The following is a 19,316-nucleotide window of genomic DNA, read 5'->3' on the forward strand; positions in this document are numbered from 1 at the left end:
GCTTACGCGGATGCCAGCCTCAGTGGACGCGGAATGCTGGGTGGCCGACAAATGCAAGTGTGCGCGTATCTACGGCGGCGCGCAATACAAATGTTGCACTGCGGCGAATATTTTGTAACGTTTAGAAACAAGTGTTGGCTGGAAAGAGTTTTCCGCCGGAAAGAAAACGCGCCGGTTGCCGGCGCGTTGGTGCAGATGCTCAGTCGAGCAGGTTGTTCTTCATGGCGTAATAGGTCAGGTCGCTGTTCGACTGCAGGCCCATTTTTTCCATGATGCGGGTACGGTAGGTCGACACGGTCTTGATCGACAGCGACAGCGCATTGCCGATGTCCGACACGGTGGCACCCTTCGCCAGGCGCAGGAAGACCTGGAACTCGCGGTCCGACAGCTCGGTATGCAGCGCCGTATTCGGGTCGCGGTCGAAGCTTTGCGCCAGCAGTTCGCCCACGGTCGAGCTCACGTAGCGGCGGCCCTGGTAGACGGTGCGCACTGCGGTCTTGAGCTCGTCGGCTTCGCATTCCTTGTTCAGGTAGCCGTTGGCGCCCATCTTGAACAGATTGAGCGCGTACTGCTGCGCCGGATAGCCGGACAGGATCAGCACCGGCAGGTTCGGCTGGCCCTGGCGGATCGTGCGCAGGATATCGATGCCGGACTGGTCCGGCATGGCAATGTCGAGCAGGAGCACGTCGCAGATCTCGCGGCGTGCGATGTCGAGGGCTTCGCGCCCGGTAGCGCCTTCGGCGACGACTTCGAAATCGCCGGACGACGAGAAAATCTGTTTGAACCCTGCTCGAACTATTTGGTGATCGTCACAAATGGCAACGCGTATCATTATCTTCCCTTAAATTTTCCCTTTTCAGGAAAGTGCCAGGTCCGTGCAGACGCCCCGGCATGCATGCATGTTCAGCATGACCGCAAGTGACATTCTATCACTATGGCGCGGGGCATCAAGGCACACACTTGCTGAGTTATGCGGGCCATATATGGGCGCTCGCCTGCCGACGCAAGTCCCGGCATGCCGCGCGGGTGCGCGGATGCCGGCGGGCCGAGATCAGGCGACGCCCGTGCCGTGTTTCAGAAGCGCGAGAATGTCTTGCAAGCGGGCCCGCATGTTGTCGATATCGACAGTGGGCGCCGGCGGCGGCAGCTCGGCTTCGGGTGCACTGGCCAGTTCGTGGCCGCGGCCGTCGAGGCGGTTGCGCGCCCCGCTGATGGTGAAGCCCTGCTCGTAGAGCAGTTCGCGGATGCGGCGGATCAGCAGCACTTCGTGATGCTGGTAATAGCGACGGTTACCTCTGCGTTTGACCGGTTTAAGCTGGGTGAATTCCTGTTCCCAGTAGCGCAGCACATGCGGTTTGACGCCGCACAAATCGCTCACTTCACCAATCGTGAAATAGCGCTTCGCCGGGATCGGCGGCAGCACAACGGGTTCAGGCTTGTTCGGTCGTTCGCTCATCTAGCACTCAGTCAGGCAGCTCGGGCCAGCGAGTTACTCGGGGGACTAGTCTCCTCGACCATTCCCTTGAGCTTCTGGCTGGCGTGGAAAGTCACGACGCGGCGCGCCGTGATGGGGATTTCTTCCCCGGTTTTCGGATTGCGGCCGGGCCGCTGCGGCTTGTCGCGCAACTGGAAATTGCCGAAGCCGGACAGCTTGACCGCCTCGCCGCGCTCGAGCGCGTTGCGGATTTCGTCGAAGAAGGTCTCGACCATGTCCTTGGCTTCGCGCTTGTTCAGGCCGACCTGCTCGAACAGCAGTTCGGCCAGCTCGGCCTTGGTCAGGGTTGGCAGTTCCTTCTCTGCTTCCTTCCGCATCCGCGCGACTTGTGTGGCGCGATGCAGATCGGCCGCCAGGGCTTCCTGGAATACGGCCGAGTCAACGTCGTTGTTATTAATTTTGAAGCCCTACCTTCAAGAAACGATGTTTTGGAACGGTGTGAGGCGCTCGATGAAGCGCCTCGGTCCAGCTCTTATGCGCGCAGTTTTGCGCCGACTTTTTCTTGTGCCGAACGGGCCACGGCCACCATGATGGCGTCCACCGCGTCGTCCTGCAGCGTCGATTGAGTATCTTGCAAGCCAAAGCGGAAAGCAAGGCTTTTTTCATCCGTCTCCAGGCCCTTGCCGCGGTATTCATCAAACAAAACAACGGCTTGCACGATCTTTCCGCCAGGATTGGCAGCGAGCTCGGCATGGAAAGTGTCCAGCACTTCCTGGGCCGACACGCCCTGCTTCACCACCAGCGCCAGGTCGCGCGTGGCGCCCGGGAACTTGGAAATCTCGGTATAACTCGGCACGCTGCGCTGGCGCAGGGCTTCGGCATCGACCTCGAACAGGACCGGCGCCTGCGGCAGGTCGTATTTCTGCAGCCAGCGCGGGTGCAGTTCGCCGATGAAGCCGATGTGCTTGCCGTCGAGCTCGACGAAGGCGCTGCGGCCCGGGTGCAGGGCCGGATGCTCGCCCTTCACGAAGCGCAGCGAGGCCGGGGCGAACAGGGCTTCCAGGTCGGCCTTGACGTCGAAGAAGTCGACCGCGCGGGTCTTCTCGCCCCACTGTTCGTCGACCGACGGACCGTAGGCGATCGCGGCGACGCGCTTGGGCTGCTCGAAACCGGCGACTGCCAGCGGGGCGTCTTGCACCTCCGGATTGCGCTTGAACACGGCGCCGATTTCGAACACGCGCACGCGGCCAGCCTTGCGGTTGATGTTGTAGCGCACGTTGGCCAGCAGGCTGCCGACCAGGTTCGAGCGCATCACGCTCATCTGGCTGGCGATCGGGTTCTGCAGGCGGATCGGGTCGGCATTCGCCGCGAAGTCCTGCTCCCACTGGGCTTCGACGAAGCTCATGTTGACCACTTCCTGGTAGCCCAGGTCGGCCAGCTGGTGGCGGATCGCGAACAGCGAGCGGGTGTTTTCCGGCTCGATCAGCATGGCGCTCGGGGCGACCGGCGGATTGGCCGGGATGTTCTCGAAACCGTAGACGCGCGCGACTTCCTCGATCAGGTCTTCTTCGATCTCGATGTCGAAGCGGTACGAAGGCGAGGTCACCTGGAATACCCCGTCCGAATGCGTGAACGGCAGCTGCAGGCGTGTGAAGATGTCGGCCACGACGGCGTCGGTGAGCGGCACGCCGATCACCTTGGCGGCGCGCGCGGTGCGCATGCTCACGGCTTGGCGCTGCGGCAGGTTCACGGACTGGTCGTCGACCGGGCCCACTTTGGTGTCAGGGGTGCCGCAGATCTCGACGATCAGCGCGGTGATGCGCTCGATGTGTTCCACCGTGGTCGCATAGTCCACGCCGCGCTCGAAGCGGTGCGCCGCGTCGGTCGAGAAGTTGTACTTGCGGGCGCGGCCCTGGATGGCGTTCGGCCACCAGAATGCCGCTTCCAGGTAGATGTCGGTGGTGTCGAGCGTCACGGCAGTGGAGTCGCCGCCCATGATGCCGGCCAGCGATTCGATTTCCTTGTCGTCGGCGATCACGCCGACCCACTCGTCGACCTCGATGGTATTGCCGTTCAGGAGCTTCAGGGTCTCGCCCTTCTTGCCCCAGCGAACATCCAGGCCACCGTGGATCTTGTTCAGGTCGAACACGTGCGAAGGACGGCCCACTTCCAGCATCACGTAGTTCGAGATGTCGACCAGGGCCGACACCGAACGCTGGCCACTGCGCTCGAGGCGCTGCTTCATCCAGTCCGGGGTGGCGGCGCGCGCGTTCAGGCCGCGGATGATGCGACCCGAGAAGCGGCCGCACAGGTCCGGGGCCGAGATCTTCACCGGCAGCTTTTCGTCGGTATTCACGGCGACCTGCCTGGTGGTCGGCACGTGCAGCGGGGTGCCGGTCAGGGCCGAGACTTCGCGCGCCACGCCCAGCACGGACAGGCAGTCCGCCTTGTTCGGGGTCAGCTTGATGGTGAACTTCAGGTCGTCCAGGCCGAGATAGTCGCGGATATCCGTGCCGACTGGCGCATCAAGCGGCAGCTCCATCAGGCCGCTGCTCTCTTCCGAGATTTTCAGTTCCTTGGCCGAGCACATCATGCCCTGCGACTCGACGCCGCGCAGCTTGCCGACCTTGATCGCGAAGGGCTTGCCGTCCGCGCCCCGCGGCAGCACGGCGCCGGCCTTGGCGCAGATCGCCTTCATGCCCGCACGCACGTTCGGCGCGCCACAGACGATATTCAAGAGCGTGCCGGTGCCCACGTCCACCTGGCAGACGTTCAGGCGGTCGGCGTCCGGGTGCTTGGTCACTTCCTTGACTTCGGCCACCACCACATTGGTGAACGGCGGCGCGACCGGTTCGACTTCCTCGACTTCCAGGCCGGACATGGTGAGCACGTGCGACAGCTCGCTTGAGCTCATCGTCGGATCGACCATCGAGCGGAGCCAGTTTTCAGAGAATTGCATATTCTTTAGCCTTCTTCTTGCGTCGGGTGTCAGCGAGGTTTAATTAAACTGCTTGAGGAAACGGAGGTCGCCTTCATAGAAGAGACGCAGGTCGTTGATCCCGTAACGCAGCATGGTCAGGCGCTCGAGGCCGGAGCCGAACGCGAAACCGATGAACCGTTCCGGATCCAGTCCGAAATTACGTACGACAGTTGGGTGGACCTGGCCGGCGCCCGACACTTCCAGCCAGCGGCCTTTCAGCGGACCCGAGCCGAAGGCGATGTCGATCTCGGCCGACGGTTCGGTGAACGGGAAGTAAGACGGACGGAAACGGACCTGCAGGTCGTCGGTCTCGAAGAAGGCCTTGACGAAGTTCAGGTACACGCCCTTGAGGTCGGCGAAGCTGATGTTCTCGCCAATCCACAGGCCTTCGACCTGGTGGAACATTGGCGAGTGGGTGGCGTCGCTGTCGACGCGGTAGGTCCGGCCCGGCGCGATCACCTTGATCGGCGGCGTATGGGTGCGCGCGTAGCGCACCTGCATCGGGCTGGTGTGGGTGCGCAGCAGCAGCGGTTTGCCGGTGCTGTCGTTGCCCTCGATGTAGAAGGTGTCCTGCATCGAACGGGCCGGGTGGTTTTCCGGGCTGTTCAGTGCGGTGAAGTTGGTCCAGTCGGTCTCGATTTCGGGACCGTCGGCGACGTCGAAGCCGATCGAGCGGAAGATCTGCTCCACGCGTTCCCAGGTGCGCATCACCGGGTGGATGCCGCCCTTGGCGCGGCCGCGGCCCGGCAGGGTTACGTCAATGCTTTCTGCGTTGAGGCGCGCCATCAGCTGCGCGTTCGCGAGGTCGTCGCGGCGGGCGCTCAAGGCCTGTTCGATTTTTTCTTTTGCGGCGTTGATCAGGGCGCCCTGCGCCTTGCGCTGTTCCGGGTCGAGCTTGCCCAGGCCCTTCATCAGGTCGGTGACCTGGCCGGTCTTGCCCAGGTATTTGGCTTTGGCGTTTTCGAGCGCGGCCGCGTCGGGCGCGCCTGCGAAATCAGCCTGTGCGGCGGAGACGAGATCTTCCAGCGATTGCATCTTGTTCTGTTCCTGTTTGTCGGTGGCAGGAGCCACAATCAAAAACGGGGCACAGGTTCTGCAACCGTGCCCCGCTCTTTTTGCGCCAGGTTGCCCCGGCGCTGGTCTTGCTAGCTAACTGACTGATTAGGCAGCCAGCTTGGCCTTGGCGGCGGTGACAATCGCGGCAAATGCCGGCTTGTCGTGCACAGCCATGTCGGCCAGGACTTTACGGTCCAGTTCAATCCCGGACTTCTTCAGGCCGTTCATGAAGGCGCTGTAGGTCATGCCGTGCGAACGCGATGCTGCGTTGATACGGGTGATCCACAGGGCGCGGAAGACGCGCTTCTTGTTACGACGGTCGCGGTAGGCGTACTGGCCAGCGCGCATGACTGCTTGCTTGGCAATACGGAATACCTTGCTGCGACGGCCGCGGTAGCCTTTAGCAAGTTCAAGGACCTTCTTGTGACGGGCACGTGCAGTAACCCCACGTTTTACTCGAGGCATGGTAGCTCCCTTTGTAGATGATTAGTGAGATTAAGCGGAAGGCATCATGCGGTAGACGCTCGTCACGTCCGATGCATTGATGTTACGGGTGCCGCGCAGTTGACGCTTGTTTTTGGTGGTCTTCTTGGTCAGGATGTGACGCTTGAACGCCATACCCGACTTGACGGTACCACCCGGACGCACGCGAAAACGCTTCTTCGCGGAGCTTTTGGTTTTCATTTTTGGCATAGTATTCTGCCGGTTTAACGGCAGCCTCTATACGACAGGATTGCAGGTGGCGGCAACGCCGCTCTTGGATGCCTGCTTTCACTTGTCTTGCAGCCGACGCCACTACTTGCCGACTACAACCTGCTTGTTAAAAACAGGAACCGCAGATAATAGCACAGGTTTGATGGGAATTGTTGCAGTGCGGATGGGAATTATCGCCGGAAGGTCCAGTCCCCACAAACGAACACAGGCCAGGCCCAGACCCCAGCTTGCACTGGAACCCGGACCCGGCCCATTCATCTGACGGCACGAAGAATTATTTCTTCTTCTTCGGCGCGACCACCATGATCATCTGGCGACCTTCGAGCTTCGGGAACTGCTCGACCTGGCCATATTCTTCCAGGTCGGTACGCAGGCGCTCGAGCATGCGCATGCCGATGTCCTGGTGCGCCATTTCGCGGCCACGGAAACGCAGCGTGATCTTGGTCTTGTCGCCGTCTTCCAGGAACTTGATGAGGTTGCGCAGCTTGATGCTGTAGTCGCCTTCATCGGTACCCGGACGGAACTTGACTTCCTTGACCTGGATGATCTTCTGCTTCAGTTTGGCTTCGTGCGCCTTCTTCTGCTCGGAGTACTTGAACTTGCCGTAGTCCATCAGGCGGCAAACCGGCGGACTCGCGTTCGGCGCGATTTCGACCAGGTCGACGTTCTTTTCCTCGGCCAGGCGGAACGCTTCCGCCAGGCTCACGATGCCCAGCGGTTCGTTTTCCACACCGTTCAGGCGCATTTCGGGATGGGTGATCTCGCCGTTGATGCGATGCTGTTTGTCAGTAGCTATGTTGTTTCCTTTGAAAGTATGAATATAGACCGGCGCTTAGTGTAGCGGATTCTCGATTACTTCGCGCTTACTTCGCCTTGGCGGCGACTTCGCCCACCAGGCGCTCCACGAGCGCGTCGACCGGCATCACGCCGAGGTCGACATTGCCGCGGGCACGCACGGCCACGGTATTTGCTTCACGTTCTTTATCGCCAACAACCAGAATGTAAGGCAGTTTTTGGACAGAATGCTCGCGAATTTTATAAGTAATCTTCTCGTTCCGCAAATCAGCGTGAACGCGCAGTCCCGCCGCGCGCAGCTTCGCTTCGACCTGCTTCACGTAGTCTGCTTGCGCGTCAGAAATGTTCAAAACAGCAACCTGGACCGGGGCCAGCCACAGCGGCAGCGCGCCGGCGTAGTTTTCGATCAGGATGCCGATGAAACGTTCCATCGAACCGACGATCGCACGGTGCAGCATCACCGGCACCTTGCGGGTGTTGTCCTCGGCGACATATTCGGCGCCGAGACGGCCCGGCATCGAGAAGTCGACCTGCATGGTGCCGACCTGCCATGGACGGCCCAGGCTGTCCTTCAGGTGGTACTCGATCTTCGGGCCATAGAAGGCGCCCTCGCCCGGCAGCTCGGTCCATTCCACGCCGCAGGCGCGCAGCGCAGAACGGAGCGCCTCTTCCGCTTCGTCCCACACTTCGTCGGTACCGATACGGTTTTCCGGGCGCAGCGCCAGCTTCACATCGATGTGATTGAAGCCGAAATCGTCATACACCTGCATCGCCTGGGCGTGGAAGGCGGTCACTTCGGCCTCGATTTGCTCTTCGGTGCAGAAGATGTGGCCATCGTCCTGGGTGAAGCCGCGCACGCGCATGATGCCGTGCAGCGCGCCCGAGGACTCGTTGCGGTGGCACTGGCCGAACTCGCCGTAGCGCAGCGGCAGGTCGCGGTAGCTCTTCATGCCCGAGTTATAGATCTGCACGTGACCCGGGCAGTTCATCGGCTTGAGCGCGTAGGAACGGTTCTCCGAATCGGTGGTGAACATGTTTTCGCGGTAGTTATCCCAGTGACCGGTCTTCTGCCACAGGGTGACGTCCAGGATCTGCGGCGCCTTGACCTCGTCGTAGCCGTTCACCTGGTACTTCTTGCGCATATACTGCTCGACCTGCTGCCAGACGGTCCAGCCCTTCGGGTGCCAGAAGATCAGGCCCGGGGCTTCGTCCTGGAAGTGGAACAGGTCCAGTTGCTTGCCGATCTTGCGGTGGTCGCGCTTCTCCGCTTCCTCCAGCACGTGCAGGTACTGCTCCTGGTCTTCCTTCTTGGCCCAGGCGGTGCCGTACACGCGCTGCAGCATCTCGTTCTTCGAATCGCCGCGCCAGTAGGCGCCGGCCAGCTTCATCAGCTTGAAGACCTTCAGCTTGCCGGTCGAGGGCACGTGCGGGCCGCGGCACAGGTCGGTGAAACCGCCCTGCGAGTACAGCGACACGTCTTCATTGGCCGGGATCGAGGCGATGATCTCGGCCTTGTAGTCTTCGCCGATCGATTTGAAATAGGCGACCGCCTCGTCGCGCGGCAGCACCTTCCGGGTCACCGCATCGTCTTTCTTGGCCAGTTCCGCCATCTTCTTTTCGATCGCGCTCAGGTCTTCCGGGGTGAACGGGCGCTTGTACGAGAAGTCGTAATAGAAGCCGTTTTCGATGACCGGGCCGATGGTGACCTGGGCTTCCGGGAACAGTTCCTTGACGGCGTGGGCCAGCAGGTGGGCGGTCGAATGGCGGATCACTTCCAGGCCGTCCGCGTCGCGGTCGGTGACGATGGCCAGGTCGGCATCGGACTCGATCAGGAACGAGGTGTCCACGACCTTGCCGTTGACCTTGCCGGCGAGCGCAGCCTTGGCCAGGCTCGGCGCGATGTTCTGGGCAACCTGGGCGACGGTGACGGGACCGTCGAACTGACGGCTGGAACCATCTGGAAGTCGGACGTTGAGCATGCTGTTCTCCAATGTGGCGCAATGCCGCTAAAAGTTAAAAATATTGAAAGCCGAATGCTTGAGACGAAAAAAAACGCGCCCTAGGCGCGTTTTCTTCAGTGTTGTCGAGCTTCTTTGGACAAAAGACCACCGTACCGCGTCTAGCGATTCCCCCACAACATAGTCGTAGTTCGCGGTGTCATAACCGTCGGTGCCTTTCTCGCTCTTACAAAGTGCTGCTGTGTATTCTGGTGGGCGGTGCAGAATTCGAATCTGCGACCCCTTGGATGTCGACCAAGTATTCTAACCAGCTGAACTAACCGCCCGATGCCGCCATTATAAGGAGCGCACAGGCGATAAGCAAGGCTTGTCCCGGAAAAAGTTTCCTGGCGAGCCTGGCTCGCTGTCCTTCGGCGCTTTGATTTACACTGGAGGGATGTCAAGCCAACAAGTCGAACCCGCTTCCGAACACCTGCACGCCCACCTGGATGGCGACGCCCAGCACAGCCACGTGATCGAGGGACGCAGCCAGCTGGCGCTGTCGGTCGCGCTCGGCCTGACCCTGCTGTTCGCCCTCATCGAAGTCATCACCGGCTTCATGTCCAACTCGCTGGCCCTGATTTCGGACGCCGGCCACATGGTGACCGACGCCGCCGCGCTCGCCCTGGCCCTGATGGCCCAGGCGATCGCCAAGCGGCCGCCCTCGAGCCGCCACTCCTTCGGCTTCGTGCGCGCGGAAGCGCTGGCCGCTTTCGTCAACAGCCTGGCCATGCTGGCGCTGGTGGCCTGGATCGCCTGGGAAGCCGTGCAGCGCCTGCTGCATCCGGAACCCGTGCAGGGCGGCGTGGTGCTGGTGGTGGCCGCGATCGGCGCCTCGATCAATCTGCTCGTCGCCTGGGTGCTGTCGCGCGACAACCAGAGCATCAACACCCGCGCCGCGCTGGTCAACGTCATGGGCGACCTGCTCGGCTCGCTTGCGGCGATCGCTTCCGGCGCCATCATCTATGTCACCGACTGGGTGCGGGTCGACCCGATCCTGTCGATCTTCGTGGCCCTGTTGATCCTGCGCTCGACCAGCGGCATCCTGCGCGAGTCCTACCACTTCCTGATGGAAGGCGTGCCACACGAGATCGATTACCTGGCGGTCGGCGCCGACCTGAAGGCGGTGCAGGGCGTGCTCGACGTGCACGACCTGCATGTATGGGACATGTCGCCCGGCCACCCTGCCCTCATCGGCCACCTGGAAATCGCCAGCCTGGAGCAATGGCCGGCCGTGCTGGCCGCCGTGCGCGCCATGCTGCGCGAAAAGCATGGCATCGACCATGTCACCCTGCAGCCGGAGGCCGCCGGCGGCAAGTCCTTGTAAGCGCCTTCTTACCCGTGGCTAGCCCGCACGCCGATACGCGGGCGCAAGCGCGGATCGCATAATCACCCCATGGATTGCGCCCGCACAGTATTCGACACCCTCATCATCGGCGGCGGCCCGGCAGGCCTGACGGCCGCGGTCTACCTGCGCCGCTTCACCCGCCACATCGCCCTGGTCGACAAGGGCAACAGCCGCCTGTCCTGGATTCCCGTCTCGCACAACTATCCGGGCTTCCCGGAAGGCATCAACGGAGTGCAGCTGCTCGAGAACCTGCGCGCCCAGCTCGCCAACTACGGCGGCAGCGTCATGCCGGGCGAAATCCTCGACCTGCGCCTGGAAGACGGCGTCTTCGTCGGCGACTACGTGCCGGCCGAGGGCGAGCCCTGCCAGATCCGCGCCATGACCGTGCTGCTGGCCAGCGGCGTGGCCGACGCCGGCATGCCGGTCGAGCGCTGGGACGAAGCGGTGCGCTGCGGCGCCGTGCGCCTGTGTCCGGTGTGCGACGGCTGGGACGTGATCGACAAGCGCATCGGTGTCGTCACCTCCGACGCGAATCCGGTCGGCCACGCCCTCTTCATGCGCACCTTCAGCGCCGACGTACTGCTGTTCGAACGCGGTCCGGTCTCCACGCTCAACGATGAGGAGCGCCAGCGCCTGGCCGCCGCAGGGGTGCGCCTGATCGAATCGCCGCTGGCGGGCGTGACCATGAGCGAGGACATGAAGCCGGTCCTGCACACGAAGGATGGCGAAGATTACCTCTGCGACGTGTTCTACCCGATGCTGGGCGAGAACGCGCGCTCCGACCTGGCCAGCAAACTGGGGGCCGAGACCGTCGAGTGCCGCAAGCTGCTGGTCGACGACCACTGCCGCACCACGGTGCCGGGCTTGTTCGCCGTGGGCGACGTGACGCGCGGGCTGAACCAGATCGCGGTGGCGACCGGTCAGGCGGCGCTGGCCGCCACCACCATCCACAACACCCTGCCCTGGGCGCTGCGTCCGGCCGCGAACGCCGCCTGAGCGGCGGCAGCGCTCACTTGTCGGCCTCGACATCGAAAAAGCCGCTGTCCAGCACCAGTTCGCGCAGCGGCTGGTATTTGCTGGAGGCGCGCTCGGCCTCGGCGCGCAGGCGCGCGCCTGCTGCCGCGTCGCCCGCCGCTTCGGCAATATCGGCGCGCTGGCGCAGAATCAGGATGCGTTCTTCGATGGCGCGCACCGCATCCCACAGACCCTTGTCGATCGCGTCGTCCACGTCGGCCAGCAGCGACTTCAGGGAATAGGCATGGCCGGTATGGCAGCGAAAGCGCACCAGCTTGCCGTCCTCGATCTGCACCAGCACGCCGTGGCATTCAGGGCAGCTGTATTTCGACATCTTCCCAAGTTCCATGACACCCGCCTGCATGGCATTGCCCTCCAATCCGACCTGGTGTTCCGCCTGCTGGCGCGCGCTCGGCGCCGCAGGGCCCTTCCACGCTACCACGCTGCCGATTTCCCGGCACAGCCGGGCTGCCAGCGCCTCGATGGTCCCGATGCCGTCGACATCGACGTACTCGAGCACACTTTCCGGCATCGAGCGGCATACCGCCTCGTCCGGGTCCTGCACGAAGGCAAGGCCCTGGCGGTCTTTCACCTGCCACAGGCCGGCCGTGCCGTCGTCCAGCGCACCGGTCAGGACGACGCCGATCACGCGCGGCCCGTAGGCCAGCGCGGCCGAGCGGAACAGGACGTCGACCGAAGGCCGGGCGCGGCATTCCTTGGGGCCGCGCGTGACCCTGATGCGGCCGTCTTCGATCATCAGGTGGCGGTCGGGCGCGGCAATCGTCACCGTATTCGGCAACAGCTGCTGGCGGTCGCTGGCAAAGGCAACCCGCATGCGGGTGCTCCCCTGCAGGATGCGGTCGAACTCACTGGGGGAATGCGCGGACAGGTGCTGGACCACGAGGAAGCTGGCGCCGCTATCGGACGGCAGCCGTGAAAACAGGCGGCGCAAGGCATCGATTCCGCCCGTCGAGCTGCCGACGACGACGATGTCCCGCTTGCCGGTATCGGTGAGCACATTCATGTCCGTCTCCCGTCAATGTGGTATCTGCATTGTCGCAGGTATTGACGGTCGCGGATACGCTTATCCTTGCCCGGAAGCCAGCGCGATGCGGCGCCGGATGCGCTCGACTTCCTGCGTGTCGCCGGCCGCCTCGGCGCGCTTAGCCTGCACCCCCAGCCAGGCCAGCAGCGGACGGCGCCAGCCCTGGTTCGACGCGGTGTCGATCGCCTGGGCGATTCCCTCCGGCGTGATGCGGCCGGCCTGGAAAGCCGCGCCGGCGGCCACCAGGCGCGACAAGGGGTCGGCCACGCCCCCGACCTGGCCGCTGGCGACGACGGGCCGATGTTGCTCGGGCAGCAGCGCGGCGTTCAGGCCCTGCCAGCGGCCATACAGGTAGTCGGCATAGGCGCGCTGTTCGGGCGTGGCGTCACTGGCCAGGGCGGTATACCCGGGGCAGTCGTCGACGTCGAGGCTGGCCACGCGGGCGGCGCAGCGCACCAGCTCGACCTGGGCCACGTAGTCGGCGCGGCCGGTGCTGGTGGTGGCTGCGCGCGCCGTGCGAAATTCTGAGGCCGAGGCGAGCGTATGTCCTTTCAGGTAATCGTCGACCGAGGCGTCGAGGGCGCCCTTGGCGTCCGCCTGCCAGTCGGGTGCCAAGGGCTTGCCGGCGCAGGCTACGAGCAATGCGACAGCGAGGAAGGCGGACAGTCTCATGGCAGCTTGATCTCCTGGTTCTTGCCGGCGAAGGGCCACTTGCGGTTGATCTCGTCGACCAGGCGGTTCACCTTGCGCAGGCTGGCGTCGACCTCGCCGCGCAGCGCGCCCAGGTCTTCGGTGGCGACTCTAGCGTTCTTGCCCACCGCCTGGGCCTCGACCAGCACCGCATCGACTTTCTTGAGCGTGGTGCTGGCGTCCTGCAGCACCACATGCAGCTGGCGGATCGCGGCCTGGGTGTCGTCCATCACCCCGTTCTTGCCGTAGACCCGCTGCTCGGTCTTGCCCAGCAGCGAGTTGACGCGATCGAGCGCTTCGCGCAGCTTGCGCGCCTCGGCGTCGCCGCCCATCACCCCGCCCAGCACCCCGCCGGGACCGTTCATGCGGCCGGTCAGGGTGTTGATGTTGGACAGGCTGGCGTTGATGTCGGAGTCGGTCGCCGTCATGGTCTCCAGGTTCTCCAGCAGTGACCTGGCGGTGGCGACGATGCGCGGGATCTCGGCGGTGGCGTCGCCGCGCAGCACCGAACGGGTGGCGCCCGGCGGCAAGGGCGGGTCGTTCAGCAGGCCGGTAAAGGCGCGCAGTCGGGTCTCGCCGACGATGCTGGACTCCAGCGTGAACACGCTCGAGGTGCGCAGCCATTTGGCGTCCTTGCTCTGCACGTCGACCAGGATCCGCACCTTCCCGTCGGGGGCCAGCTCGACCTGGCTCACGCGCCCGATCGGAAAGCCGGCGAAAGTCATGTCCATGCCGGGGATGACGCCGGACGAATCGTCGGTCTCCAGGACCAGGCGCTGGGTCGGCTCGAACACCCCGCGCGCTTGCATCACGTAGCCGATGAAGGATACGACCAGGATGCCGATCGCAACCAACAGGATCAGGGCCTTGAGTTCAACGTGTTTCGGTTCGTCCGGCAGGGGTTCGGTCATGGTGTCTGTTGTTATTAGATGTACTTGAGTGCGAGGGAGGCCGCTTCGATCACGAGCAGCACGAACAGCAGGCGCAGTGCGCCCGGCTGCACGGTGAAGTTGACACGCCGCGGGTAGCGCTGCAGCTCGAGGATGGCGGCGGTCGGGATCAGCGCCACGGCCAAACCGAAGAACACGGTCTTGAGCACGAAGCCGATCGTCACCGCGGGCGAGAACACGCGTCCGACGGTGCGGGTGTAGTCGTTCAGTCCCCAGGGCAGCAGGCCATACACGTTCAGGTAGGCCAGCACCAGCACGATGGTACTGGTGACCATGGCCAGGCTCAAGACCCCGAAGGAATTCGCCAGCAGCTGCGGCACGATGTCGCGGCGCAGGCGGCGCAAGGCCTCGTCGTTGGCGGCCTGCGGCGACATGCCGGCGCGCGCCAGGCCCAGGGCCGAGGCGTCGAAGGCCATGCTGGCGCGCAGGGCGACGAACATGGCGGCCGACAAGGGAATCAGTTCGAGCACCAGCACCCGCACCACCATCTCCAGCGCGAAGTGCGACAGGCCGTAGCTCTTCGCCGTGACCAGCACGATGCGGATGATGACGAGGCTGATCAGGGCTGAAGCCAGCGAAAACCAGGGCAGCACCTGCCAGGTGCTGGCATAGATGTAGCGGGCGCAGGCCAGGCGGTTTTCGCGGTTGTAGGTCGAGGGCGACAGCGCCATGACCAGCGCCACCGCGCCCAGGTGCACCATGTACCACCAGCTGCGCAGATAGCGGGCGGCAGCGAGGCCCCACAGGCTGGGGTGTGCAGTCAGGTTGAGGGATCGGCGCATGGTGTCAATATGATACAAATTTTGATGAGTTTGCCTGGATTTTGTATCAAATTGATACTGTCGTGACAGCGTTTACTGCCTGCGGGCCTCCATCACCCCTTTCACCTCGCCGATCGCGCCCAGCGCCTTCTGCAGCTGCCCGGTCGAGCCGATCTCCGCCGTGAACACCATGCGCGCCTGTCCCTTCGCGCTCTGGGTATTCACCCCGATCACATTGATCTTCTCGCGCATGAACACGTCCGAGATATCGCGCAGCAGGCCTTGCCGGTCCATCGCGAGGATGAACAGGTCGACCGGGTACACCGTCTCCAGCCCCGCCGAGCCCCATTCGGTCTGGATCACGCGCTCGGGCGACTTGGCGCGCATCTCGGCGAAGTTCTTGCAGCTCAGGCGGTGGATGGAGACGCCCTTGCCGCGCGTGACGAAGCCGCAGATCGGGTCCGGCGGGGCCGGCTTGCAGCACTTGGCCAGCATCGTCATCAGGCCTTCGGTGCCGACCACCAGCACGCCCGACTTGGCGCCCTGCTCCACGCTGGAGGCGCGGCTCTTGTTGACCACCGCCTCGTCGACCACCGGTGGCGCTTCCACCTCGTCGTGCAGGGCCGCTTCCACGTGGCGCAGGCTGAACTTCTCCTTGCCGACCTGGATGAACAGTTCGTCCACCTTGGCAAAGCCCAGCTTGTGGGCCAGCGCTTCCAGGTTGACCGCGGTCTTGCCTTCGCGCTGCAGCGACTTTTCGACCAGGACCCGGCCTTGCGCCAGGGTTTCGGCCTGCTCCTGGGCGTGGAACCAGGCCCGGATTTTCGAGCGCGTGCGGCTGCTGACCGTATAGCCGGGGCTGAGCCAGTCGCGCGAGGGGCCGGCACTGCCCGCCGGTCCCTTGGCGGTGATGATCTCGCAGGTCTGGCCGTTCCTCAGCGGGGTGTTCAGCGGCACCATCACGCCGTCGATCTTGGCGCCGCGGCAGCGGTGGCCCACTTCACTGTGCAGGTGGTAGGCGAAGTCGATCGGCGTCGCGCCCTGCGGCAGCTCGAGCACGCGCGCCTGCGGCGTCAGCACGAAGATGCGGTCGTCCAGCGTGGTGGCTTTCAGCTTCTCGACCCATTCCTTCTGCAGGTCTTCCTGGCCGGTGACCACGTCGGCCACATCGCTCTTCCATGCGAGCAGCTGGCGCAGCCAGGCGATCTTCTCGTCGTACTTCTGGCTCTTGAAGTTAGAGCCGCCCTCTTCCTTGTAGCGCCAGTGGGCGGCGATGCCGTACTCGGCGAAGTTGTGCATCTCCTGGGTGCGGATCTGCACTTCCAGCGGCCGTCCGTCCTCGGCGGTGACGACCGTGTGCAGCGACTGGTAGCCGTTGGGCTTGGGGCGCGAGATGTAGTCGTCGAATTCCTTCGGGATCGGGGTCCAGATGTTGTGGATGATGCCGAGCACCGTGTAGCAGGTCTTGACGTCCTCCACGATCACGCGGAAGGCGCGCACGTCGTACAGCGAGGAGAAGTCGAGCTCCTTGCCGCGCATCTTGTTCCAGATGCTGTAGATGTGTTTCGGACGTCCCGAGACCTCGGCCTTGATGCCGGCTGACGCGAGTTCTCCCTGCAGGCGCGCGATCGAGGCTTCCACGAAGCCTTCGCGCTGCATGCGCTTCTCCTCGAGCATCTTGGCGATCCGCTTGTAGGTATCGGGCTCGATGAAGCGGAAGGACAGGTCTTCCAGCTCCCACTTGAGCTGCCAGATGCCGAGCCGGTTGGCCAGCGGCGCATAGAAGTCGAGCACCTCGCGGCCATAGGCACGCGTGACGTCGTCGAAGCGCTTCTGTTCGGCGAAATAGCGCAGCGTGGTGGCGCAGGAAGCCAGGCGCATCAGCACCACGCGCATGTCGGACGCCATCGCCAGCAGCATCTTGCGCAGGGTTTCCACCTGGGCGGCGGCCTGCTGGGCTGCGTTCTTCCCGCTGCCGATCTGCTCCTTGCCGGCCGTAAGGTCGCGCAGGCGGATCAGCTGGTACACGCCCTGCACCAGGTCCGACACTTCCTTGCCGAAGCGCTCCTCGAGCGAGCCGGCCACCTGCGGGTCCATCATCGCCAGCTCGAACAGCAGGCCGGCGATGCGGGTCTCGGCGTCGGTGCGCAGGATCGACAGCGAGCCGGCCACGCCGAGCGAAGACTCGAAGGCGTTCTGTCCTGTCGCGGCGATGCGTTCGCCGTAAGCGTTGCTGGCGTAGTCGAGCGCGCCCTGGACGCGCGCGCAGTCCTCCACGCTCAGTCCCTGGACCAGCTGGGTGGTGGCGTCGCCCAGTAAAACCGATGAAACCATCTAGGGGATCAGCGCAATGCGGCGGTGACGCAGACCTCGACCAGGCATGCGGGGTTGGCCAGCTTGGCTTCGACCGTGGCGCGCGGCGGCGTGTGGCCCTGGGCGACCCACTCGTCCCACACCACGTTCATGCCGGCAAAGTGCTCCATGCTGGAGATGAAGATCTGGCACATCAGGATGCAGGACTTGTCGCTGCCCGCTTCGTTCAAGAGACGGTCGACGTGGCCCAGCACTTCGCGCATCTGGCCATCGATGCCCTGGCTGGTGTCTTCGGCGATCTGGCCGGCCAGGTACACGGTGCCGTTGTGGATGGCGGTTTCGGACAGGCGCTTGCCTACGTGGAGTCGTTTGATTTCCATAGCTGCTTTCTTCTAAAAACATGAGGGCGGGGCGTCACGCCCCGCCAACTAAAAATTCGCGTGCGATCGCGATCTGCTCCGGCCGCACGAAGGTGGGGGCATGGCCCACGCCCGGGATCTCGACCAGGCGCGGCTTTGGCCCGCGCGCGCACATCTCCAGCGCCGTCGCGCGCGACAGCAGGTCGGACTGTTCGCCGCGCACCAGGAGGGTCGGACAGCGGATCGCGTCCCAGGCCGCCCACAGCATCGCCTCGTCGCCGGCCGCGCGTTCGGGCGTGATGGCGCGGAAAGGCTGGGCCAGGCCCAGATCGTAGTGGCGCACCCACTGGCCATCCTGTTCCTGGCGCAGCACGTCGTTCGCCAGCTTGAACCATTCTTCCTCGGTATGCGGGCCGAACGACATCGAGACCGCCTTGACGTAGGCGGCGCCGGTGTCGAAATCGGGGAAGCGGATGTCCTGGCCGATGTACTCGCCGATGCGGGCGATCGCCGCACCGTCGAGCACCGGGCCGATATCGTTCAGCACCATCCTGCGGATCGGGGTTTCGTCCAGCGACGCCAGGATCATGCCGATCAGGCCGCCCATCGAGGTGCCGAACCAGTGCACGCCCGCCGTGTCGTCCTGCGTGACGCGTGCGATCAGCGTCACCATGTCGGCCACGTACTGCGGCACCGTGTAGTACTGCGGATCGCGCAGGCGGCCCGACCTGCCGCGGCCGACCACGTCCGGGCACACCACGCGGTATTCGCCGCTCAGCGCGGCAGCCAGGTGGTCGAAGTCGTCGGCCACGCGGGTGACGCCGTGTACGCACACCAGCACCCTGGGGTTGAGCGGATCGCCCCATTCCTTGTAGGCCATGCGGTGCAGGCCGGCGGGCGAACTGCACTGCACGCTTTTCAATCTGGCTTCGCTCATCCCCTGCTCCATCGTGACAATATTATCGGTCCGGCTATCGCAACGCACCATTTTACTTGGCATTGCTATTAGAATTCTACCAATTCTGAGGAAGCAATCCGTTCACCCTTCAAACTAGAGGACGCAATGAAATCCAGTATGCTCAGCGGTAAAACCGCTCTCGTCACCGGCTCGACCTCGGGCATCGGCCTGGGCATCGCCCGCTCGCTGGCGGAACAGGGCGCCAATATCGTGTTCAACGGCTTCGGCGACGCCCAGCAGATCGAGAAGCTGTACACGGATGTCGGCGCGGAATTCGGCGTACAGACGGCCTACCACAACGCCGACATGAGCAAACCGGCCGAGATCGAGGCGATGATGAAGTTCGCGTCTGACAAATTTGGCGGCGTCGACATCCTGGTCAACAATGCCGGCATCCAGCACGTGGCGACGGTGGACGAATTCCCGACCGAGAAGTGGGACGCGATCATCGCCATCAACCTGACCTCGGCCTTCCACACCACCCGCCTGGCCCTGCCCGGCATGAAGCAGAAGAACTGGGGCCGTATCATCAACCTGGCCTCGGTGCATGGCCTGGTCGGATCCGCAGGCAAGTCGGCCTACGTCGCGGCCAAGCATGGCCTGGTGGGCTTCACCAAGGTCACCGCACTCGAGAACGCGCACAGCGGCGTGACCTGCAACGCGATCTGCCCGGGCTGGGTACTGACCCCGCTGGTGCAGAAACAGGTGGACGACCGCGCCGCGCGCGACGGCCTGTCGAACGACGCCGCCAAGAAGGCCCTGCTGAGCGAAAAGCAGCCGTCCGGCGAATTCGTCACGCCCGCCGAGCTGGGCGCGCTGGCAGTGTTCTTCTGCAGCCCGGCGGGCGACCAGGTGCGCGGCGTGGCGTGGAACATGGACGGCGGCTGGGCCGCGCAGTAAG

The 19,316-nt window shown here is 63.9% G+C and carries 19 protein-coding genes and 1 tRNA gene; 3 read left to right on the forward strand and 17 right to left on the reverse strand.

Annotation, left to right across the window (positions count from 1 at the left end):
• Nucleotides 1–199: 199 nt before the first annotated feature.
• The 10 genes from LK539_RS19030 to LK539_RS19075 all read right to left on the reverse strand — a co-directional run bounded on the left by LK539_RS19030 (nucleotide 200) and on the right by LK539_RS19075 (nucleotide 9,264).
• Nucleotides 200–832, reverse strand: a complete 633-nt coding sequence (locus tag LK539_RS19030) for a response regulator transcription factor (protein WP_005667428.1) — start codon at nucleotides 830–832, stop codon at nucleotides 200–202.
• Nucleotides 833–1,051: 219 nt separating this feature from the next.
• Nucleotides 1,052–1,456 carry a MerR family transcriptional regulator gene (locus LK539_RS19035; protein ID WP_227802630.1) on the reverse strand — a complete coding sequence of 135 codons (405 nt, stop codon included), beginning with the start codon at nucleotides 1,454–1,456 and terminating at the stop codon, nucleotides 1,052–1,054.
• An 11-nt stretch (nucleotides 1,457–1,467) separates the two neighbouring features.
• Nucleotides 1,468–1,812: an integration host factor subunit alpha gene (locus LK539_RS19040; RefSeq protein ID WP_227802631.1), complete on the reverse strand. Its 345-nt coding sequence runs from the start codon at nucleotides 1,810–1,812 to the stop codon at nucleotides 1,468–1,470.
• Between the two features lie 155 nt (nucleotides 1,813–1,967).
• Complete coding sequence (gene pheT, locus LK539_RS19045) at nucleotides 1,968–4,394, reverse strand: phenylalanine--tRNA ligase subunit beta (protein ID WP_227802632.1); 2,427 nt, start codon at nucleotides 4,392–4,394, stop codon at nucleotides 1,968–1,970.
• A 39-nt stretch (nucleotides 4,395–4,433) separates the two neighbouring features.
• Nucleotides 4,434–5,450 carry a phenylalanine--tRNA ligase subunit alpha gene (gene pheS, locus LK539_RS19050; protein WP_227802633.1) on the reverse strand — a complete coding sequence of 339 codons (1,017 nt, stop codon included), beginning with the start codon at nucleotides 5,448–5,450 and terminating at the stop codon, nucleotides 4,434–4,436.
• 126 nt (nucleotides 5,451–5,576) lie between these two features.
• Nucleotides 5,577–5,936 carry a 50S ribosomal protein L20 gene (gene rplT / locus LK539_RS19055; RefSeq protein ID WP_027865360.1) on the reverse strand — a complete coding sequence of 120 codons (360 nt, stop codon included), beginning with the start codon at nucleotides 5,934–5,936 and terminating at the stop codon, nucleotides 5,577–5,579.
• A 30-nt stretch (nucleotides 5,937–5,966) separates the two neighbouring features.
• Entirely contained in the window at nucleotides 5,967–6,164 is a 198-nt protein-coding gene (gene rpmI, locus LK539_RS19060; RefSeq protein WP_026354218.1) for a 50S ribosomal protein L35, read from the reverse strand.
• Between the two features lie 295 nt (nucleotides 6,165–6,459).
• Nucleotides 6,460–7,005, reverse strand: a complete 546-nt coding sequence (gene infC / locus LK539_RS19065) for a translation initiation factor IF-3 (RefSeq protein WP_227802666.1) — start codon at nucleotides 7,003–7,005, stop codon at nucleotides 6,460–6,462.
• Between the two features lie 43 nt (nucleotides 7,006–7,048).
• Nucleotides 7,049–8,959, reverse strand: coding sequence for a threonine--tRNA ligase (gene thrS / locus LK539_RS19070; RefSeq protein WP_227802634.1), 1,911 nt, complete (start codon nucleotides 8,957–8,959; stop codon nucleotides 7,049–7,051).
• Nucleotides 8,960–9,187: 228 nt separating this feature from the next.
• Nucleotides 9,188–9,264 (reverse strand) — tRNA-Val (locus tag LK539_RS19075).
• 110 nt (nucleotides 9,265–9,374) lie between these two features.
• On the opposite strand from LK539_RS19075, the gene LK539_RS19080 reads away from it, so the two are divergent.
• Nucleotides 9,375–10,304, forward strand: a complete 930-nt coding sequence (locus LK539_RS19080) for a cation diffusion facilitator family transporter (RefSeq protein ID WP_227802635.1) — start codon at nucleotides 9,375–9,377, stop codon at nucleotides 10,302–10,304.
• Nucleotides 10,305–10,373: 69 nt separating this feature from the next.
• Nucleotides 10,374–11,321: an NAD(P)/FAD-dependent oxidoreductase gene (locus LK539_RS19085; RefSeq protein WP_227802636.1), complete on the forward strand. Its 948-nt coding sequence runs from the start codon at nucleotides 10,374–10,376 to the stop codon at nucleotides 11,319–11,321.
• Nucleotides 11,322–11,334: 13 nt separating this feature from the next.
• Here LK539_RS19085 and LK539_RS19090 read toward each other — a convergent pair whose 3' ends face one another.
• From LK539_RS19090 to LK539_RS19120, 7 genes are all read right to left on the reverse strand, one after another.
• Nucleotides 11,335–12,363, reverse strand: a complete 1,029-nt coding sequence (locus LK539_RS19090) for a chemotaxis protein CheB (RefSeq protein WP_227802637.1) — start codon at nucleotides 12,361–12,363, stop codon at nucleotides 11,335–11,337.
• A 60-nt stretch (nucleotides 12,364–12,423) separates the two neighbouring features.
• Complete coding sequence (locus LK539_RS19095; protein ID WP_227802638.1) at nucleotides 12,424–13,056, reverse strand: hypothetical protein; 633 nt, start codon at nucleotides 13,054–13,056, stop codon at nucleotides 12,424–12,426.
• Entirely contained in the window at nucleotides 13,053–13,985 is a 933-nt protein-coding gene (locus tag LK539_RS19100; protein ID WP_227802639.1) for an MlaD family protein, read from the reverse strand. The genes LK539_RS19095 and LK539_RS19100 overlap by 4 nt, the downstream gene beginning before the upstream one ends.
• 14 nt (nucleotides 13,986–13,999) lie before the next feature.
• Entirely contained in the window at nucleotides 14,000–14,806 is an 807-nt protein-coding gene (locus LK539_RS19105; protein WP_227802640.1) for an ABC transporter permease, read from the reverse strand.
• 72 nt (nucleotides 14,807–14,878) lie between these two features.
• Nucleotides 14,879–17,119 carry a bifunctional (p)ppGpp synthetase/guanosine-3',5'-bis(diphosphate) 3'-pyrophosphohydrolase gene (locus tag LK539_RS19110; RefSeq protein WP_227802641.1) on the reverse strand — a complete coding sequence of 747 codons (2,241 nt, stop codon included), beginning with the start codon at nucleotides 17,117–17,119 and terminating at the stop codon, nucleotides 14,879–14,881.
• Nucleotides 17,120–17,127: 8 nt separating this feature from the next.
• Entirely contained in the window at nucleotides 17,128–17,478 is a 351-nt protein-coding gene (locus LK539_RS19115; RefSeq protein ID WP_227802642.1) for a RidA family protein, read from the reverse strand.
• A gap of 34 nt (nucleotides 17,479–17,512) precedes the next feature.
• Nucleotides 17,513–18,394, reverse strand: a complete 882-nt coding sequence (locus LK539_RS19120; RefSeq protein ID WP_227802643.1) for an alpha/beta fold hydrolase — start codon at nucleotides 18,392–18,394, stop codon at nucleotides 17,513–17,515.
• Between the two features lie 126 nt (nucleotides 18,395–18,520).
• Here LK539_RS19120 and LK539_RS19125 point away from each other — a divergent pair, with 126 nt between their 5' ends.
• Entirely contained in the window at nucleotides 18,521–19,315 is a 795-nt protein-coding gene (locus LK539_RS19125; RefSeq protein WP_227802644.1) for a 3-hydroxybutyrate dehydrogenase, read from the forward strand.
• Nucleotide 19,316: the final 1 nt, after the last annotated feature.

Source organism: Massilia sp. IC2-476 (genome assembly GCF_020707295.1).
Classification (GTDB): Bacteria; Pseudomonadota; Gammaproteobacteria; order Burkholderiales; family Burkholderiaceae_D; genus Telluria.

Excerpts from the sequence above, each read along its gene's own strand:
- LK539_RS19030 (WP_005667428.1), bottom strand. The coding sequence starts at position 832 with ATGATACGCGTTGCCATTTGTGACGATCACCAAATAGTTCGAGCAGGG.
- LK539_RS19035 (WP_227802630.1), bottom strand. The coding sequence starts at position 1,456 with ATGAGCGAACGACCGAACAAGCCTGAACCCGTTGTGCTGCCGCCGATC.
- LK539_RS19040 (WP_227802631.1), bottom strand. The coding sequence starts at position 1,812 with ATGCGGAAGGAAGCAGAGAAGGAACTGCCAACCCTGACCAAGGCCGAG.
- pheT (WP_227802632.1), bottom strand. The coding sequence starts at position 4,394 with ATGCAATTCTCTGAAAACTGGCTCCGCTCGATGGTCGATCCGACGATG.
- pheS (WP_227802633.1), bottom strand. The coding sequence starts at position 5,450 with ATGCAATCGCTGGAAGATCTCGTCTCCGCCGCACAGGCTGATTTCGCA.
- rplT (WP_027865360.1), bottom strand. The coding sequence starts at position 5,936 with ATGCCTCGAGTAAAACGTGGGGTTACTGCACGTGCCCGTCACAAGAAG.
- rpmI (WP_026354218.1), bottom strand. The coding sequence starts at position 6,164 with ATGCCAAAAATGAAAACCAAAAGCTCCGCGAAGAAGCGTTTTCGCGTG.
- thrS (WP_227802634.1), bottom strand. The coding sequence starts at position 8,959 with ATGCTCAACGTCCGACTTCCAGATGGTTCCAGCCGTCAGTTCGACGGT.
- LK539_RS19080 (WP_227802635.1), top strand. The coding sequence starts at position 9,375 with ATGTCAAGCCAACAAGTCGAACCCGCTTCCGAACACCTGCACGCCCAC.
- LK539_RS19085 (WP_227802636.1), top strand. The coding sequence starts at position 10,374 with ATGGATTGCGCCCGCACAGTATTCGACACCCTCATCATCGGCGGCGGC.
- LK539_RS19090 (WP_227802637.1), bottom strand. The coding sequence starts at position 12,363 with ATGAATGTGCTCACCGATACCGGCAAGCGGGACATCGTCGTCGTCGGC.
- LK539_RS19095 (WP_227802638.1), bottom strand. The coding sequence starts at position 13,056 with ATGAGACTGTCCGCCTTCCTCGCTGTCGCATTGCTCGTAGCCTGCGCC.
- LK539_RS19100 (WP_227802639.1), bottom strand. The coding sequence starts at position 13,985 with ATGACCGAACCCCTGCCGGACGAACCGAAACACGTTGAACTCAAGGCC.
- LK539_RS19105 (WP_227802640.1), bottom strand. The coding sequence starts at position 14,806 with ATGCGCCGATCCCTCAACCTGACTGCACACCCCAGCCTGTGGGGCCTC.
- LK539_RS19110 (WP_227802641.1), bottom strand. The coding sequence starts at position 17,119 with ATGGTTTCATCGGTTTTACTGGGCGACGCCACCACCCAGCTGGTCCAG.
- LK539_RS19115 (WP_227802642.1), bottom strand. The coding sequence starts at position 17,478 with ATGGAAATCAAACGACTCCACGTAGGCAAGCGCCTGTCCGAAACCGCC.
- LK539_RS19120 (WP_227802643.1), bottom strand. The coding sequence starts at position 18,394 with ATGAGCGAAGCCAGATTGAAAAGCGTGCAGTGCAGTTCGCCCGCCGGC.
- LK539_RS19125 (WP_227802644.1), top strand. The coding sequence starts at position 18,521 with ATGAAATCCAGTATGCTCAGCGGTAAAACCGCTCTCGTCACCGGCTCG.